Origin of the sequence: Photobacterium sp. GJ3, from assembly GCF_018199995.1 — a bacterium.
Taxonomy (GTDB): domain Bacteria; phylum Pseudomonadota; class Gammaproteobacteria; order Enterobacterales; family Vibrionaceae; genus Photobacterium.
This window is the reverse complement of sequence record NZ_CP073578.1, coordinates 1,939,366-1,956,440: the sequence shown is the minus strand read 5'-3', so window position 1 is coordinate 1,956,440 and position 17,075 is coordinate 1,939,366. Positions and strand designations below refer to the sequence as shown.

Annotated in this window: 13 protein-coding genes and 1 pseudogene; 9 read left to right on the top strand and 5 right to left on the bottom strand. The window is 52.9% G+C overall.

Features of this window, described 5'->3' with window-relative positions; translation table 11 throughout:
- Positions 1 to 112: 112 nt before the first annotated feature.
- Genes lolC through lolE form a run of 3 tightly spaced genes read left to right on the top strand, consistent with a single transcriptional unit; the run spans position 113 to position 3,244 of the window.
- Positions 113 to 1,321 carry a lipoprotein-releasing ABC transporter permease subunit LolC gene (lolC, locus tag KDD30_RS08755; RefSeq protein WP_211649754.1) on the top strand — a complete coding sequence of 403 codons (1,209 nt, stop codon included), beginning with the start codon at positions 113 to 115 and terminating at the stop codon, positions 1,319 to 1,321.
- Positions 1,314 to 2,003 carry a lipoprotein-releasing ABC transporter ATP-binding protein LolD gene (gene lolD / locus KDD30_RS08750; protein WP_211645475.1) on the top strand — a complete coding sequence of 230 codons (690 nt, stop codon included), beginning with the start codon at positions 1,314 to 1,316 and terminating at the stop codon, positions 2,001 to 2,003. Before lolC ends, lolD begins: the two co-directional genes overlap by 8 nt.
- Positions 2,000 to 3,244 (top strand): lipoprotein-releasing ABC transporter permease subunit LolE, encoded by a 1,245-nt coding sequence (lolE, locus tag KDD30_RS08745; protein ID WP_211649752.1) that lies wholly within the window; start codon positions 2,000 to 2,002, stop codon positions 3,242 to 3,244. The genes lolD and lolE overlap by 4 nt, the downstream gene beginning before the upstream one ends.
- A gap of 64 nt (positions 3,245 to 3,308) precedes the next feature.
- Here lolE and KDD30_RS08740 read toward each other — a convergent pair whose 3' ends face one another.
- The 3 genes from KDD30_RS08740 to KDD30_RS08730 form a co-directional block, all read right to left on the bottom strand.
- Positions 3,309 to 4,574 (bottom strand): dicarboxylate/amino acid:cation symporter, encoded by a 1,266-nt coding sequence (locus KDD30_RS08740; RefSeq protein ID WP_211645468.1) that lies wholly within the window; start codon positions 4,572 to 4,574, stop codon positions 3,309 to 3,311.
- Positions 4,575 to 4,738: 164 nt separating this feature from the next.
- Positions 4,739 to 5,389, bottom strand: coding sequence for a GntR family transcriptional regulator (locus KDD30_RS08735; RefSeq protein ID WP_211645466.1), 651 nt, complete (start codon positions 5,387 to 5,389; stop codon positions 4,739 to 4,741).
- 295 nt (positions 5,390 to 5,684) lie between these two features.
- Complete coding sequence (locus KDD30_RS08730) at positions 5,685 to 6,194, bottom strand: DUF2062 domain-containing protein (RefSeq protein ID WP_211645464.1); 510 nt, start codon at positions 6,192 to 6,194, stop codon at positions 5,685 to 5,687.
- A gap of 26 nt (positions 6,195 to 6,220) precedes the next feature.
- On the opposite strand from KDD30_RS08730, the gene KDD30_RS08725 reads away from it, so the two are divergent.
- The 5 genes from KDD30_RS08725 (at position 6,221) to kdsB (ending at position 12,367) form a co-directional block, all read left to right on the top strand.
- Positions 6,221 to 8,563, top strand: coding sequence for a DNA internalization-related competence protein ComEC/Rec2 (locus tag KDD30_RS08725; RefSeq protein ID WP_371826035.1), 2,343 nt, complete (start codon positions 6,221 to 6,223; stop codon positions 8,561 to 8,563).
- A 115-nt stretch (positions 8,564 to 8,678) separates the two neighbouring features.
- A complete protein-coding gene (gene msbA / locus KDD30_RS08720) occupies positions 8,679 to 10,436 on the top strand; it encodes a lipid A ABC transporter ATP-binding protein/permease MsbA (protein ID WP_211645455.1) in 1,758 nt (585 codons plus the stop codon).
- Positions 10,437 to 10,447: 11 nt separating this feature from the next.
- On the top strand, positions 10,448 to 11,461 hold the full coding sequence (lpxK, locus tag KDD30_RS08715) for a tetraacyldisaccharide 4'-kinase (protein WP_211645448.1): 1,014 nt from the start codon (positions 10,448 to 10,450) through the stop codon (positions 11,459 to 11,461).
- Positions 11,442 to 11,621, top strand: coding sequence for a Trm112 family protein (locus KDD30_RS08710; RefSeq protein ID WP_211645446.1), 180 nt, complete (start codon positions 11,442 to 11,444; stop codon positions 11,619 to 11,621). The genes lpxK and KDD30_RS08710 overlap by 20 nt, the downstream gene beginning before the upstream one ends.
- Positions 11,621 to 12,367 carry a 3-deoxy-manno-octulosonate cytidylyltransferase gene (kdsB, locus tag KDD30_RS08705; RefSeq protein WP_211645445.1) on the top strand — a complete coding sequence of 249 codons (747 nt, stop codon included), beginning with the start codon at positions 11,621 to 11,623 and terminating at the stop codon, positions 12,365 to 12,367. Before KDD30_RS08710 ends, kdsB begins: the two co-directional genes overlap by 1 nt.
- A gap of 55 nt (positions 12,368 to 12,422) precedes the next feature.
- Here kdsB and KDD30_RS08700 read toward each other — a convergent pair.
- Positions 12,423 to 13,942 (bottom strand): annotated as a pseudogene (locus KDD30_RS08700) (aldehyde dehydrogenase family protein).
- Positions 13,943 to 14,209: 267 nt separating this feature from the next.
- On the opposite strand from KDD30_RS08700, the gene KDD30_RS08695 reads away from it, so the two are divergent.
- The gene (locus KDD30_RS08695; protein ID WP_211649750.1) at positions 14,210 to 16,003 is read left to right on the top strand and encodes a sigma-54-dependent Fis family transcriptional regulator; all 1,794 of its coding nucleotides are present in this window, start codon (positions 14,210 to 14,212) and stop codon (positions 16,001 to 16,003) included.
- A 104-nt stretch (positions 16,004 to 16,107) separates the two neighbouring features.
- Here the strand turns inward: KDD30_RS08695 and KDD30_RS08690 are convergent, their stop codons facing one another.
- A complete protein-coding gene (locus KDD30_RS08690) occupies positions 16,108 to 17,070 on the bottom strand; it encodes a carbon-nitrogen hydrolase family protein (RefSeq protein ID WP_211645444.1) in 963 nt (320 codons plus the stop codon).
- Positions 17,071 to 17,075: the final 5 nt, after the last annotated feature.

Below are 17,075 nucleotides of genomic sequence, written 5' to 3'. Positions count from 1 at the left end.
GCTTGATTTTTAGCCACTCTTTTTTCATATCTTTTACTTGGCTGCGTGGTAATCACGACCGTCAGCAGGTATGCTTTCGAACACTGTTTACAGGATGGTTCCTAACTGAATGATGTTTCATCCATTGCCAATTTTTATCGGATTGCGTTACCTCAAAGGTCGGTCCGGCGATCGTTTCAGTCGCTTTGTTTCAGGTATGTCGACGGCGGGGATTACCATCGGTGTTCTTGCGCTTGTCATTGTCATCTCTGTGATGAACGGCTTTGAACAACAACTGAAAAACCGAATTCTGGGTGTGTTGCCTCAGGCGCTGATCACGCAGGCAGACGGTCCGGTAACGGATACCGGACAAGCGCCCTCCGCGCTGACAGCATTACCCCATGTCACCCAGGCGACGCCGCTGACCCGTGCAGAAGCGGTGCTGCAAAGTGCGGGTGCTTTATCTGCCGGTTCTATGCTTGGCATTGATCCAGAGCGCTATGAGCCGCTGGCAGGCAGTCTGGTTCAGGGCGATCTCCGTGATCTGACACCGGGCAGCTACCGGGTGATTCTGGGCAACGGCATGGCGCAGCAGCTGGGTGTGAAAGTCGGGGACAAGGTGCGTCTGATGGTCACCAGTGTCAGTGTCTATACCCCGCTTGGCCGGATTCCCAGCCAGCGGAATTTCATTGTTTCCGGGATCTATTTCACCGGTTCGGATGTTGATAAATCCCTTGTGCTGACCAACATTCAGGATGCTGGCCGTTTGCTGCGCTATCAGAAAGATAGTTTCACAGGCTGGCGTCTCTTTCTGGATGATCCTTTTCGGGTGACTGAGCTGTCGCAATCACCGTTACCTGACGGCTGGCAGTGGTCAGACTGGCGCGAGCAACGCGGGGAACTGTTTCAGGCCGTCAAAATGGAAAAGAACATGATGGGCCTGATGCTGGGACTCGTGGTCGGTGTGGCCGCATTCAACATTATTTCTGCGCTGATCATGGTGGTGATGGAAAAACAGGCAGAAGTCGCAATTCTCAAAACTCAGGGCATGACCAGTGGACAGATTCTGCTGACGTTTATCGTCCAGGGAGCCAGCAGCGGGGTTATCGGGGCGCTGACCGGCGGTGTCCTGGGCATCTTACTGGCCCTTTATCTTAATCCGATCCTGTCTGTACTCGGGGTCGATCTGGCCAGCTTGGGCGGGGCATTGCCGGTTGAGGTGAAGCCTTTGCAGGTTGCCATTGTTATTCTGGGGGCAATCAGCCTGAGTTTAGTCGCCACCCTATTTCCTTCTTACCGGGCGGCATCGGTCCGTCCAGCAGAGGCCTTGCGTTATGAGTGATTCGTTGTTGGTATGCCACAATCTGTTCAAGGTGTACCGTGAAGCCAAACTGGAAACCCAGGTGCTGAATGATGTCAGCCTGACGATGGCACCGGGAGAACTGGTGGCAATCGTCGGTTCGTCCGGTTCAGGCAAAAGTACCTTGCTGCATCTTTTAGGCGCACTGGACACGCCGACCAAGGGGGAAGTCTACTTCAAAGGGCAAAAACTGAATGGCATGAGTGCCAACAAACAGGCCAGGCTCAGAAATCAGGAGATTGGCTTTGTGTATCAGTTTCATCATCTGCTGGCTGATTTTTCTGCGGAAGAAAATGTTGCGATGCCATTGATGATTGGCGGTGTTGCGGCTGCGAAAGCCAAAGCGCAGGCCAGAGCGATCCTGGATCAGGTTGGCCTGAGCCATCGCTATACCCATCGACCTTCAGAACTCAGTGGGGGAGAGCGTCAGCGTGTCGCCATTGCGCGGGCATTAGTCAATCAGCCTGCACTGGTCCTTGCCGATGAACCGACGGGAAACCTGGACCACAAAACGGCTCTGGAAATTTACGATTTGATGCGCCGCCTGAACCAGGACTCCGGTACAGCATTTCTGGTCGTGACCCATGATAATGAACTGGCTGCAAAACTGGATCGCTGTCTGCACATGCAAGACGGTCAGTTGGCAGCGTTCGAGGTGGCCTGATGCGACCCTTGTCTCTGTTTATCGGAAGCCGGTTCAGCCGGGCAAGACAGCGCAATCGCATGGTGTCTTTCATCTCCATCTCCTCGATTTTGGGGATTGCTGTCGGCGTGGCAGTGATCATCATTGGTCTGTCTGCGATGAATGGTTTTGAGCGTGAGTTGCAGAACCGGGTTCTGGCTGTGATTCCTCACGGCGAACTGGAAGCAGTCCGGCCGCCATTTAATGAATGGCAGTCGGTGCTGGAAATCGTGGAGAAGCATCCGCGCGTCAAGGCCGCCGCACCTTATGTTCAGTTCACCGCGTTGCTTGAAAAAGGCACACAGTTGAAAGCCGTGGAAGTCCGGGGTGTTGATCCGCAACAGGAAACACAGGTCAGTGCGTTACCCGGTTATGTTCAGGACAACGCCTGGCAGAATCTGAAAGCTGGTCAGAAGCAAATGATTCTGGGGCAAGGGGTCGCGAATGTCCTGGGTGTGAAAGTCGGGGACTGGATTTCGGCGATGTTGCCCAATCGTGACAGCGGTCAGCAGCTGAAAGCGCCGAAGCGGATTCGGTTGCAGGTGGCTGGCATTCTGGCGCTGGGTGGGCAGATTGATCATAACTTTGCGCTGGTCCCGATTGGGGATGCACAGGACTACCTGTCTCTGGGGCAGGGGGTTTCCGGGATCTCAATGAATGTCGATCAGGTATTGGATGCCACGACCATCGTGAAGGAAGTTGGTTATACCCTGCCGGTTTATGTCTACCTGAAAAGCTGGACGCAGAAATACGGCTATCTGTATCGCGATATTCAGCTGGTCCGGACCATCATGTATCTGGTGATGGTGCTGGTGATTGGTGTTGCCTGCTTCAATATTGTCTCGACGTTAATGATGGCCGTGAAAGATCGGGCCGCTGATATCGCAATTCTGCGAACCATGGGCGCGGGAGACCGCTTGGTGCGGATGATTTTTGTCTGGCACGGATTACTTTCGGGCTTAATCGGCAGTCTCTTCGGTGCCCTGCTCGGGTCGGTTGTTGCGTTGAATCTGACAACCATTGCCAAGGGGATTGAGCGTTTGATCGGGCATCAGTTTCTGTCCGGCGATATTTATTTCGTCAACTTCCTGCCGACACAACTGGAATGGCAGGATGTCGCGCTGGTCACGGTCACGGCCACTGTTCTGAGTTTGCTGGCGACCTGGTATCCGGCGCGACGGGCCAGTGCGCTGCAACCTGCACAGGTGCTGAGCGCGAAATAAACTGAGAATGCCCGGTGCGTGTTTCGAGATTCACCGGGCGTTGCTTTTCCTTTTCCTGAAAAATTCAGTTGTTTCCACGGGACATCTTGAGCGTCGATGTCATTTCAGTGCGTTTCTCGTCCGCATCAATCGCTGCAGCAATGACGACATCTCCCAGACAATTCAGTGTCGTGATGCCCATATCCAGCAGTCGGTATATTCCAGCCGCAATGCCGACAATTTCAAGCGGCAGGTTGAAAGCCTGAGCAACGACGGCAATTTTGATGATACCTGAACCCGGAATACCGCCGCCGCCCAGCGTCATCAGGATGGAAAATCCGGTCATGAGGGCAAGATCGATCACGGTAAAATCTATGCCGGCGGCATTCCCGGTAAATATCAGCACAATCGGAAGCAAGATGGCATTACCATCTTTGTTCATTTGTGAGCCCAGCGGGATACAGAAATTGGCAATGTTCTGCCTGACGCCGAATTTTTCCCGGGCGGTTTTGATTGAGACGGGCAGTGTCGCGACGCTGCTGGTGGTTGCTAACGTAAAAATCACCTGTTCATGGCAACGTTTGATGAGCTCAAACGGACCGATATTGATTTGTAATCGTGCGATCAGGGCATAGGTAAACAGAAAATGCAGCAGGCAACCAAGATAAAACACAAGCAGAAGAATACCGATGGAGCCGAACATGGCTGCACCGTAAGTGCCGGCGGTATGTGCCATCAGCGCAAAAACGCCGATGGGTGACAAAGCAATGACATAGCCCACAAGCGTCTGTACCACTTGGCTGCACTGTTCCATCATGGTGTAAATGGCTTCATTTTCCTGAGCCGCCTGACGCAGCGCGAAGCCGGTCATTAAGGCAGCGATCATGACATGGATGATATTGCCTTCGGCCATGCTGGCGATGATATTTTCCGGAAACAGGTTGGTGATGAAATGCTGCCATCCGGAAATCTCGGTCACTTCCAGCGGTGTGCTGTTCTGAGCCGTGGAGAAAGTAAAACCAACCCCGGGCTCCAGGACCAGCCCGACAGTCACGCCGATTAATGCGGCAACCAGTGTGGTTCCGAGATAGTAAATCACGGCTTTTCCGCCAGTACGGCTCAGTTCACCGGAATGTCCTGAACGACAGACGGCGGAAGCCACGATGATAAAAATGGTCGGCACAATGGTCATTTTTAACAGGTTAAGAAAAATATCCCCCAGAAATTTTATCCGGGCAGCCTCTTCCTCCAGGATGAATCCTGCAATCGTTCCCAGGATCATGGCGATAAAAACTCTGAAAGCAATGGTGCGCTTTTGTCTTCCTGCAAGCATGTCTACACGTCCTTTCATGATTGGGTGATCCCATCACTTCTTTGATGATTGCTCGGGTGAAGTGACTGCTGGTATTTGCTTTCGATGCTTGTTTTCAACTCTGCCTGACAGTTGATATCAGGCCTCTTGGTCGAAGTCTGGCGCGACTTATCGCAGAGAAAATTGATCATCACAGTCCGTGTTTACTGAAAATATTTCTCGCGAAGTGCAAAACCCGCATTTAAGTGTGCTTTCATGGATGAACGGCAAGCCAGGGTATTTCTTTCCTTTACGAGTAATAAAATTGTCAGGTGTTCTTCCAGGATTTCTTTCTTCAGGTTGAAACGGTGCGATAACGCTTGCGTGGGAAGTTGAAAAAGCAGCGCACTTTTTAATTTAAACGGTTTGAAGGTTTCCACCAGAATCTGGTTATCGGCCAGTTGGAACAAATAATCATGAAACTGGCTGCAAAATTCATCAATGGCTTCAATGCTGTATTGCTCTACCGCCGCGATCAAAGTACGAAATTGCATTTCGAATTGATCCAGACTCCCTTCCGGATGACGCATTGCAGCCAGTTCGACGGCTTTCACTTCCAGTAACTCCCGGATTTCGTAAGTTTCCTGAAGATCTTTCTGGGTGACACGGCGCAGGAAAGAGCCTTTGGCAGGGCTGACATCAATGACGCCAAATCGCTGCAGGTCTTTTAATGCTTCCCGCACGGGAACCCGGCCCATGCCGATTTCTGCTGATATTTTTCGTTCGGACAGTTTGGTACCGGGCGGCCAGCCCTCGGACTGAATTAAGGCGATGATTTTTGTGTAAGCAATTGATTTATCGAATTCATAATTCATTTGGAATACCGGTATACCAGTTTTGGGTGGGCTTTAATCTAGAGCCGGTTGGTTTTTGGGTCAAATGATAATCAAAATGGATGCAGGATTTTGTGATTGCAAACTGAGGATATGCAACGACAGGCTTAAGATGTGTGTCGGTTTTTTGATGTGGCTTTGCAGTGGTGGAAATGGGGCTTGCGAGCGATCTCATTGTCAGGCGAACAACGGATTTTTTTCTGCGTCGTTTGCATTAATTTACGCGGTTGGTAAGGAACGAGCGAGAGCCGGGGAGATGCCGGCTCGAGGTGATAACTTAGCGAAAACGGCGTTTGTTCCAGCTGCGAACGACGGAATAGCGCCAGAACCCCCGGATGCCGAAGTAACCAATCAGTGAACAGAGCGTGGCACAGACCAGACAGCCGAGTAAGAATGGCGGTCCAATGTAGCCCATTTGTTCCTGAAGAAATGCCCAGGACAATTCAAAGTGAAAGGGTTGATAGGGCACGTTCATGAGCCAGGCACCAACTTTATAGGCGGCATAAAACATCACCGGCATCGTGATGGGGTTGGTGATCCAGACAAGAGAAACAGACAGCGGAAGATTCACACCAAACAGGATTGCCAGACCAGCAGCCATGATCATCTGGCTTGGTAAAGGCACGTAGGCCATAAAGAGGCCAACCGCAAAAGCGCCGGAAGCCGAGCGGCGGTTCAGACACCAGAGGTTAGGGTTATGCAGCACAGTACCGAATACTTTCAAAGCCTTTTGGCTTTTAATCCTCTCCGGGCTGGGCAAGAAACGTTTAATCAGTTGTCTTGGCATCGTTTGTCATATTATCTGATGGCTGTATGCGTCGGGTTGTCACGATGTACCAGATGACAGCCGGTTTAATACTCGGAATATTGTCACTTCACTACTGGCCATCCATGCCAGACTACATATGGTTGATTACAGCCATGATTATAGGTGGAGCGATATTTCTCTATTTGCGAATCGTTTTTGTGCTGGTATTCGCGTTAGGCGGGCTCTGGGCGTGGTGGCATGCTGCAGACTACGGTCAGACAGTGAACCGCCTGCCTCAGGAGCGCGAGAATATTACCATAGTTGGCGAGGTTCGCAGCCTAATAAATCACAATATTCTTGATAACCGGTTCCATTTCTTTGTGAAGTCTGTGAAGGAGCGCGATCTTCTGCGCAAAGAAAACATGCAGTTACATCTCGACTGGCCTGAAGGACCTGTTTTAAGGCAAGGGCAAGACTGGCAACTGACGGTGCGCGTCCGGCGTCCGAGTGGCCGGGTGAATCTTGCGGGATTTGATGCAGAGCGGTATGCATTGGGCGCCGGGATTCACGGGACGGGAACGGTCTTGTCCGGGGAGTTATTGTCCGCACCGGATTCAGTCTCTCTCAGACAGCGCTTCTATGAACGGGCATTGCGTCTGACAGAAGGTTTGACGCATCAGGCTTATCTGCTCGCACTGAGTTTTGGAGAGCGCGACGGATTGGGTCAGGATGACTGGGTCATGCTGAGGGATAGTGGTTTAGCGCATCTGATGGCGATATCCGGGCTGCATATCGGTCTTGTGGTTGCGATGGGCTGGTGGCTTGGGGGTCGGATACGGGGTGGGTTGCCTGAGAGCAATTGGCTGGGCTGGCTCCCGTTATGGCTCGCGCTCGGACTCGCCTGCGGGTATGCCTGGCTGGCCGGGTTCAGCATACCGACACAAAGAGCTTTGCTGATGTCGGCGTTTTGTTTGTTACTGATCCGGTGTGGCATCGTCTGGGATGGCTTACGGATCTGGCTGGTCGTGCTGGCAGTTTGTCTGTTGCTGGATCCGCTGGCTTCATATTCGGCCGGGTTGTGGTTATCGTTTGGGGCGGTTCTGGTGCTCTATCTTGCCAATACCGGCGGGATTCGGCGGCGGAAGGGAATGCGGGAGTCGCTTCCGGTTGTCTGGCGGGAAACACTGCGGGTGTATGCACTGCTACAACTGATTTTACTCGGACTGATGTTGCCGTTTCAGTGGATCTGGTTCGGCGGTATTTCACCGCTGTCGCCCCTGATGAATCTGATGGCGGTGCCTTGGGTGAGCCTGGTGACTGTGCCTTTGGTGCTGGCTGCTGTGTCGCTGATGGCTTTTCCCTCCCTTTCCGGGCTGTTCTGGCAATGGGCGGACCATTCAATCACACCGGTTGTGTGGCTGGGGGAATTGGCTGTAGGAGGCTGGTGGCCGTTATCAGAAACTGTGTTTGCGGGGTTGTTGATTGCCGTTGCTGCAGTGATGATCGGGTGGTTTCTGCCCTGGCGTCAGTTTGTGGGACTGCAACTGAGTTTATTGATTGCGTTGCTCGGCATTCGGGCATGGTATCAGCAGCAGGTGCTACCGCCGCAAGACTGGCGCATTGATATGCTGGATGTGGGGCACGGTCTGGCGGTGCTGATTCAGCGACAAGAACGGGCTGTGTTATATGATACCGGCATTCGCTGGCCAGGCGGCAGCATGGTGTTATCCGTCATAGAACCCGTGCTCAGGGCTCAGGGGATCACTCGCTTGGATGGTCTGATCCTCAGTCATGCCGATGCCGACCACGCCGGTGGGGCACAGGATGCGATCACACGCCTGAATCCAGACTGGCAGCGAAGCAGCGATCACCGGGCCAGATTTGCGCCTTGTGTCCGCGGTCAGGCTTGGCGCTGGCAGGATCTGAGCTTTCGGGTGCTCTGGCCGCCAAAACGGGTGGCACGGGCGGGAAATCCGCATTCCTGTGTTGTCGAAGTCAGCGATCGGCTTTTGAACCCGGACGCAGTAACAACGGTTTTGCTGACCGGTGACATTGATGCCATTTCTGAGCTTTTACTGGCAAAGCTGGAGCCCAGGCTCAAAGCAGACATTTTACTGGTTCCGCATCATGGCAGTCAGACGTCTTCGACGCAGACCTGGTTGCAGTCTCTGGACATGCGTTATGCGCTGGTCTCAACAGGCAGATACAGCCCGTGGCCTTTGCCATCCGCGCAGGTGAAAGCGCGGTATCTCTCGCGGGGAATCGACTGGCTGGATACCGCAGAAAACGGACAAATCCGCTTACGTATTCATCAGGGACAGATTGACGTGGTCCGGTATCGGCAGGATATCCGGCGGGGTTGGTACCAGACTTTGTTCAGACCTTCATCTGTTGATTGCTGCCGATAGGTTCAGATTGCTGAAAAAACAAACACAAGAGGCTGTCATGAGACCGTTACCGACTTGGTGCATCTCAAGTTAACGAGTAGAATAGCCGCCAATCACAGATAACCATCGGTTTTACATGACACAAGTAAACGATCAATCCACTTGGGATACGTTCAAACGACTCTGGCCATCTATCAGTTTATACAAAGCAGGACTGGTTGCCGCTGTTATCGCTCTGGTTGTGAATGCCACCAGCGATGCACTGATGCTTTCAATGATTAAGCCGCTGATGGATGAAAGTTTCGGAGGGCTGGACAGTGTCGAATCCAACTTTCTGGCGGTGATGCCGTTTTATCTTCTGGGCCTGATGCTGGTTCGTGGGATCAGCGGGTTTGTCTCGACGTATTGCCTGTCCTGGGTTTCCGGGAACGTGGTCATGAACATGCGTCGTCAGGTGTTTAATCACTTCATGAAAATGCCGGTGAGCTTTTTCGACAAAGAATCTGCGGGCTCACTGCTGTCACGCATTACTTACGATACCGAGCAGGTTGCCTCGGCAACCAGCAGCGCGCTGGTCAGTCTGGTCCGTGAAGGGGCGACCATTATTGCGCTGATGGGCATGATGTTCTGGAACAGCTGGCAGTTGTCGGCAATCCTGCTCGTGATTGCGCCTGTTGTCGCGATCAGTATTCGGATCGTGTCGAAACGCTTCCGTAAGATTTCTAAAAACATGCAAGACACCATGGGCTCAGTGACCTCGTCGGCAGAGCAGATGCTCAAAGGCCACAAAGTGGTCCTGAGCTACGGCGGTCAGCAGGTCGAACAGCAACGCTTTGAAAAAGTCAGCAACCGCATGCGTCAGCAAACCATGAAGCTGGTGTCTGCCCAGGCGATTGCGAACCCGGTGATTCAGCTGATTGCATCGATGGCGCTGGTCGCTGTGCTGGTGCTGGCAAATACCGAGAGTCTTCGCAATGAGCTGACGCCGGGGACGTTTGCCCTGATCTTTGGTGCCATGTTCGGCATGATGCGTCCGCTGAAAGCCCTGACCAATGTGACGTCGCAGTTCCAGCGCGGGATGGCCGCCTGCCAGACTTTGTTTGGCCTGATGGAACTGGAAACTGAAAAAGATCACGGGACACATGCGCCGACTCGCGTCAAAGGAGATGTGGCATTCAAAGATGTGACCTTTACCTATCCGACCAAAGAGACGCCTGCGCTGCGCAATGTCAGTTTTGAACTGCCTGCCGGTAAGACACTGGCGCTGGTTGGCCGCTCCGGTTCCGGGAAAAGTACCATTGCCAATCTGCTGACCCGTTTTTACGACATTGATTCCGGTTTGATCGCTATTGATGCGCGGGATATTCACGATTATCGCTTGTCGAATCTGCGTGATCAGGTTGCGATTGTGTCTCAGAACGTTCACTTGTTTAATGACACCATCGCGAACAACATCGCTTACGCCAGTGGGGATCGTTTCAGCCGTGAAGACATCGAAAAAGCCGCTGAGCTGGCTTACGCGATGGACTTCATTAATGGCATGGAGCAGGGGCTGGACACCGTGATCGGTGAAAACGGTGTGAGCCTGTCCGGTGGTCAGCGTCAGCGGATTGCGATCGCCCGGGCATTGCTGCGTGATGCACCGATCCTGATTCTGGACGAGGCAACCTCGGCGCTGGATACCGAATCTGAGCGGGCCATTCAGGCCGCGCTGGATGAACTCCAGAAAGATAAAACGGTGCTGGTGATCGCACACCGCCTGTCGACGATTGAGAACGCCGATGAAATTCTGGTGGTGGACGAAGGTGAAATCATTGAACGTGGTGTGCATGCGAAGCTGCTGGAAAAAGACGGCGCCTACGCACAGCTTCACCGCATTCAGTTTGGTGACTGAGCAGGCACTTTATGGCGAACCTGATCGAAAAAATCTGGTTTGAGCGCCACCCCGCCGGGTGGGCGCTTGCGCCTGTGTTCTGGCCCTTGAGTCAGGTGTATGGCTGGATCAGCCGTGCCCGGCGTCGTGATTTTCTGAGCGGCAAAAAGCCAGCCTACCGTGCCGCTGTGCCTGTGGTGGTGGTGGGGAATATTACTGCTGGCGGGAATGGTAAAACGCCGGTGGTGATCTGGCTGGTCGAGCAGTTACAGGCGAAAGGCTACCGGGTGGGTGTCGTTTCCCGCGGTTATGGCGGCAAGGCGGCACAGTACCCACTGCGGCTGACGGCAGAAACGACGACGGCAGAAGCAGGTGACGAGCCGGTTCTGATCGCGAAAAGAACAGGTGCGCCTGTGGTGGTTGCACCGAAACGTGCGGAGGCCGTGCAGGCTTTGGAGTCTGAAGTGGATGTGATCATCACTGATGATGGCCTGCAGCATTACGCACTCGACAGAGCGCTGGAAATCGTCGTGATTGACGGCAAGCGCCGGTTCGGGAACGAACAGATGATTCCGTCTGGCCCGTTGCGTGAAAGTTGTGCGCGTCTGGCCTCCGTGGATTTTCTGATCTGCAACGGCGGTGACGCCAAGCCCGGAGAAATCGCCATGCAACTGTCGCCGGGTCAGATGGTGAATCTGGTAACGGGTGAACGACGGGATGCCAGTAGCTTACAGGATGTGGTCGCCATGGCGGGCATTGGCCATCCGCCGCGATTTTTTGCCACGCTGAATCAATTGAATGTCCAGCCGGTATACTGTCAGCCATTTGCGGATCATCAGGCCTTTCAGGCCAGTGAACTGGCGGATCTGGCTGCGAAAGGCCAACATTTGGTCATGACCGAAAAAGATGCAGTGAAATGCCAGTCATTCGCGCAGCCCAACTGGTGGTATCTGCCGGTTGATGCCAAACTCTCAGAGCCTCAGGCCACTGCATTAATTAATCAAATCATAAAAGTGAAGGAAGAATATGGATCATCGTCTGCTTGAAATCATTGCCTGCCCGGTTTGTAAAGGGAAGCTGCACTTTGACAAAGACAACCATGAGCTGATCTGTAAGTTTGATCGCCTGGCGTATCCGATCCAAGACGGTATTCCTGTGCTGCTGGAGCCGGAAGCCCGTACCCTGAGCGCAGAAGAGGTGATGTAATGGCATTTACTGTCATTATTCCCGCGCGTTATCAGTCTTCCCGGCTACCGGGTAAACCACTGGCTGATATCGCCGGAAAACCGATGATCCAATGGGTATACGAGCAGGCCTGTAAAGCGGGCGCTTCTCAGGTGATTGTTGCAACAGATGATCAACGTATTGCCGATGCTGTGAAAGCGTTCGGCGGTGAAGTGTGCATGACGCGCACGGATCATGAATCCGGTACGGAACGTCTGGCGGAAGTGGTTGAACAATACCAGTTGGCCGCAGATGAAATCGTTGTGAATGTGCAGGGCGATGAGCCCATGATTCCGCCAAGCATCATTCGTCAGGTTGCAGATAATCTGGCCCGGAGTGATGCACCCATGGCAACGCTTGCGGTTGAAATTGATCATGCGGATGAAGTGTTCAACCCCAATGCGGTCAAAGTGGTGACAGATAAAAACGGCTACGCCTTATATTTCAGCCGTGCATCGATTCCGTGGGATCGCGATAACTTCGCAAAACGCCCGCAGGAGATTCATCAGAACCTGCTGCGTCACATTGGGATTTATGCCTACCGGGCGGGTTTCATTAACACTTACATCCATTGGGAGCCCAGCACGCTCGAGAAGATCGAGTCGCTCGAACAACTGCGTGTGCTCTGGCATGGTGAGAAAATCCATGTCGATGTCGCGATTGATCCTCCCCCAGCCGGTGTTGATACCCCGGAAGATCTGGAAAAAGTCCGTTTGCTGATTCAGTAAATACGACATTCAACAGCCGGTCATCAGACCGGCTGTTTGCTCTATTACCGATAAGTCAGAAGAAACCCAGGGGATTCACATCGTAGCTCACCAGCAGGTTTTTGGTGTTCTGATAGTGATCCAGCATCATCTTGTGGGTTTCACGGCCAATCCCGGATTTCTTATAGCCGCCAAAGGCTGCATGAGCGGGGTAGGCGTGGTAGCAGTTGACCCAGATCCGGCCAGCTTCGATTTGCCGGCCCATGCGATAAGCGCGGTTGGCGTCCCGTGTCCACACCCCGGCGCCCAAGCCGTATTCGGTGTCATTGGCAATTGCCAGCGCTTCGGCTTCATCCTTGAAGGTGGTGACCGCAATGACCGGACCAAAGATTTCTTCCTGAAAGACGCGCATCTTGTTATTGCCTTTCAGCAGGGTCGGTGCGATGTAATAGCCGGATGCAATCTCTCCGGACTGCACTGCTACATCACCCCCAGTAAGACTTCAGCCCCTTCCTGGCGGCCGATTTCCAGATAGCTCAGAATCTTATCAAATTGCTCCTGAGATACCTGTGCACCGACCTGAGTGCTGGTATCCAGCGGATTGCCTTGTTTGATGGTACTGGCTCGCTCGACAACTTTGGCAATAAATTTGTCGTAAACAGATTCCTGGACCAACACCCGGCTCGGACAAGTGCAGACTTCGCCCTGATTGAAGAAGGCCAGCAGCAAGCCTTCGACACATTTATCCAGATAGGCATCTTCGTGATCGAAGATGTCCTCAAAGTAGACGTTGGGTGACTTGCCGCCCAGCTCAACGGTGGAAGGGATCAGGTTATCCGCGGCGCATTTCAGAATGTGGTGACCCACATCCGTTGAGCCCGTGAAGGCCAGCTTGGCAATGCGTTTGCTGGTGGCCAGTGCCTGACCGGCTTCGCTGCCGTACCCATTTACAATATTCACCACACCAGCAGGAATTAAATCGCCGATGGTTTCCATGAGCACCAGAATGGAAGTGGGTGTTTGCTCTGCGGGCTTCAGCACCACGCAGCAGCCCGCGGCCATGGCAGGGGCGAGTTTCCAGGCTGCCATCAGCATCGGGAAGTTCCAGGGAATGATCTGACCCACCACGCCGACCGGCTCAGGGAAATGATAGCTGGCGGTATGAGCATCCAGCTCTGCCGCTGTGCCTTCCTGCGCTCGGATACACCCGGCAAAGTATCTGAAATGATCGACCACCAGTGGCAGGTCAGCAGCCAGTGTTTCCCGAACGGGTTTCCCGTTCTCCCAGCACTCAGCAACGGCCAGCATTTCAAGGTTGGCTTCAATCCGATCCGCAATTTTCAGCAGGATATTGGAACGATCGGCCACACTAGTGCTGGCCCATTTGGCCCGGACTTCATGTGCGGCATCCAGCGCCAGCTCGATATCCGCAGCTTTTGAACGAGCCACCTGACAATAGGCTTTGCCGTTGACGGGTGACACATTGTCGAAGTATTGCCCGGACACAGGCTTCACCCACTTTCCGCCAATAAAGTTATCGTAATGTGACTTAAAATTCACAATTGACTCTGGCGTTCCCGGTTGCGCATAGATCATAGCAATTTCCTTTTTTGTCGATTCTGGTTGTGATGAACTGACCACTTTTCAGTCAGATAAGCTGCTGGGTGATGTTGTTCATTCGGGGGGATTATCGCAAGTCCCGGGCCAACTGGGTCGACTTGTTGTTAAATAAATGTAACGCTATGATGAATCAAATAATATTGAATGAGTGCTGCTGCCGGCACTGAGACTGATCACCGCGATCAGTGTTTCATTGCTGCTCAGTGGTACGTGGAACACTGTTCTAAAACGGAACACTTGATGATGCCAACTTCTGTTACAGCGACCAGTTCAGACTGGCTGTCCGATTCCTGGCACCGGTGCCAGCGTGCAGGTTTACGGGAAAGCCAAATGCCGGAAAACATCCGGTTAGATCGGATTGCATTAGAGGAAAGGCAAGCACAGGCCAGCGCGATGATCGCGGCAGTTGAGGCCATCGCATTGCCCTTGTTTAATCAGGTTTTTGCAGGCACGAATAGCCGTTTGTTACTCGGCGATGCCGAAGGCGTGATCATTCAGGCCTGGGGGCAGTCCAGATTTGAAAACCGATTAACCGGTATCGCACTCGAATCCGGCGTGTGCTGGCAGGAATCATTGAAAGGAACCAATGCGATCGGCAATGCGCTGACTGAGCAGCAGTTGATTACCGTGATGGGCGCGCAGCATTTTATACGCAAGCACAGGTTTATCAGTTGCTCAGCGAGCCCATTGTTCAGCCCGTCTGGGACTTTGATTGGTGTTCTGGATATCACGAGTGAGCAGCAAGAGCATACCGAACAAACCCGGTTACTGGTTCAGCAGATGGTTCAGTGGGTTGAAAATGCATTGCTCTGTCAGTTACCGGATGCCTCGGTTCGGGTGGATCTGGCTTGCGATTCGACGGTTCTGAATTCTGGCTGGCAGGGAATTCTGATCGCGAATGAGCAGGGACAGATTCTGGCACATAACTCAGCTGCAGAGCGGCTGTTAGGTGCACACCAGATGTTGGGACGGCAGTTGGAAGAACTCATCGGTGAGGGGGAAACTGGGGTGTCAGATGTCGCACCACTGATTTATCAGAAACACAGACTCAATACTGAAAAACGGCCATCACACCGCACATCGTCAGCCCGTCAAACGTTATCACCCTCTTGCCCGCTCCATTTCGGAGATGCGCGGATTGAACAGGCATGGCAGCAGGCCTGTAAGCTGATTGAAAAAGATATCCCTGTTCTGGTGCTGGGTGAAACCGGTGTCGGGAAAGGTGCGTTCGTGAAACTGCTTCACCAGAATAGCACCCGACGAAAATTTCCCCTGATTGCCGTGAACTGCGGGGCTTTGTCGCAGACCCTGATTGAATCCGAATTATTTGGTTATATGCCGGGCGCGTTTACCGGTGCCAGCCGTCAGGGACAGCCCGGCAAAATCAGACAAGCACATCAGGGGATTTTGTTTCTGGATGAAATTGCGGAGATGCCTCTGTCGGCTCAAACCCGTTTGCTGCATGTCCTTCAGGATAAAGAGGTCGTCCCCGTTGGAGCCACACAACCGGTTCCGGTCGATATCCGGATTATTGCGGCCACACATCAGGATTTGGCGCAGGCCGTTGCAGAAGGACGCTTCCGGGAAGACTTGTATTACCGGCTCAACGGACTGGTTCTGACACTTCCCGCGCTGCGTGACCGACAGGATAAACCCATGCTGATTCAGGCCCTGCTGCAAAAGCATAGCGGCGATCCTTTGCTGGCGATCTGTCCCGAACTGGCGCATCAACTCACATGTTATGCATGGCCTGGCAATGTTCGTGAGCTGGATAACCTGATGAAAGTGGCCGTCGCGCTGGCAGAAGGGGAATCGGAATTGACGCTGAATCATGTGCCACAGCACCAACGATGTCACTTTTCTTCGGCATCGCTGCCGGCTGAAGATCCTACAGCTGGAAAATTAGAGGCTGCCATTTCAGAGACCATGCTGGCAACGTATGAGGCTCAGGGCGGTAATATTTCCCGCACCGCAAAAGCTTTAGGCATCAGCCGGAATACGCTGTACCGGCGGTTGCGAAAAATTGGTTTGATCTGATTGCGAAACAAAGGCAAAAAGCCCGGCAATTCAACCGGGCTCGAAGATTCAGAGACTTGATGGGGTGCAGGCATTCACACACGTTCATGCCGCTCTCTTTATGGTCAGTATCCGTTTTGATGTGGCAGTGATGGTGAGGCGTGAAAACAAACGGCTGATTTACGCGTCGTATCAACATTGATTGAGAGTACATCTGGCCTGGCGTAATGGCCCACGGGATCAAAGTCTAATTTGCTCCGAATCAGGGTTTCTTTATCCAGTTCTGCATAAATAATTGTTTTCTCATCAAATACAGGACCCGCAATAATTTCGCCAAGCGGGCCGACAACCACACTCCCGCCTTTCATCACAACGTCATTGCTGTCAGCGTGTAAGACGCTGCGATAATTTTCACCATATTCTCCACGAGTGATGTGTTGGCAAGCACTCAGAACGAAGCAGCGCCCTTCCATGGCGATGTGACGCATACTTGAGAGCCAGGACTCTCTGTCATCGGCGGTCGGTGCACAATAAATTTCAACGCCTTGTGCATACATCGCGGCCCGTAGCGCTGGCATGTAGTTTTCCCAGCAGATGACCGCGCCAATTTTTCCGATGCTGCTTTCAACAACTTTCAGCGTCGAGCCATCTCCAAAGCCCCAGATTAAACGTTCTGAGCCTGTTGGCATGAGCTTTCTGCGGATATTCACCAAACCCTCAGCCGGATCAATGAATATCACGCTGCAATAAAGGGTCGTACCCAGCCGCTCTATCACACCCATCACCACAAAAATATGATGTTCTGCTGCGGCATCCGTCAGTTTTTGGACTTCAGTACCATCGAGTGTGACTGCGCCCTCATAGTATCGGTAATAGTCTTCTCTTCCTTCAGGAAGGCGTGTCCCAACTGGCGCATCAAATGTGAGCCCTTTGGGGTATGTGCCCAGAAAAGCTTCCGGAAAGACGGCGAGCTCAGCACCATTGCTGGCACATTGCGCAATCAGAGCGATTGCTTTCTCTGTTGTTTTCTCGGCATCAAATGGAACGCTGCTGTCTTGAACAAGTGCCACCTTCGTTTTATTTTTCATTCTGT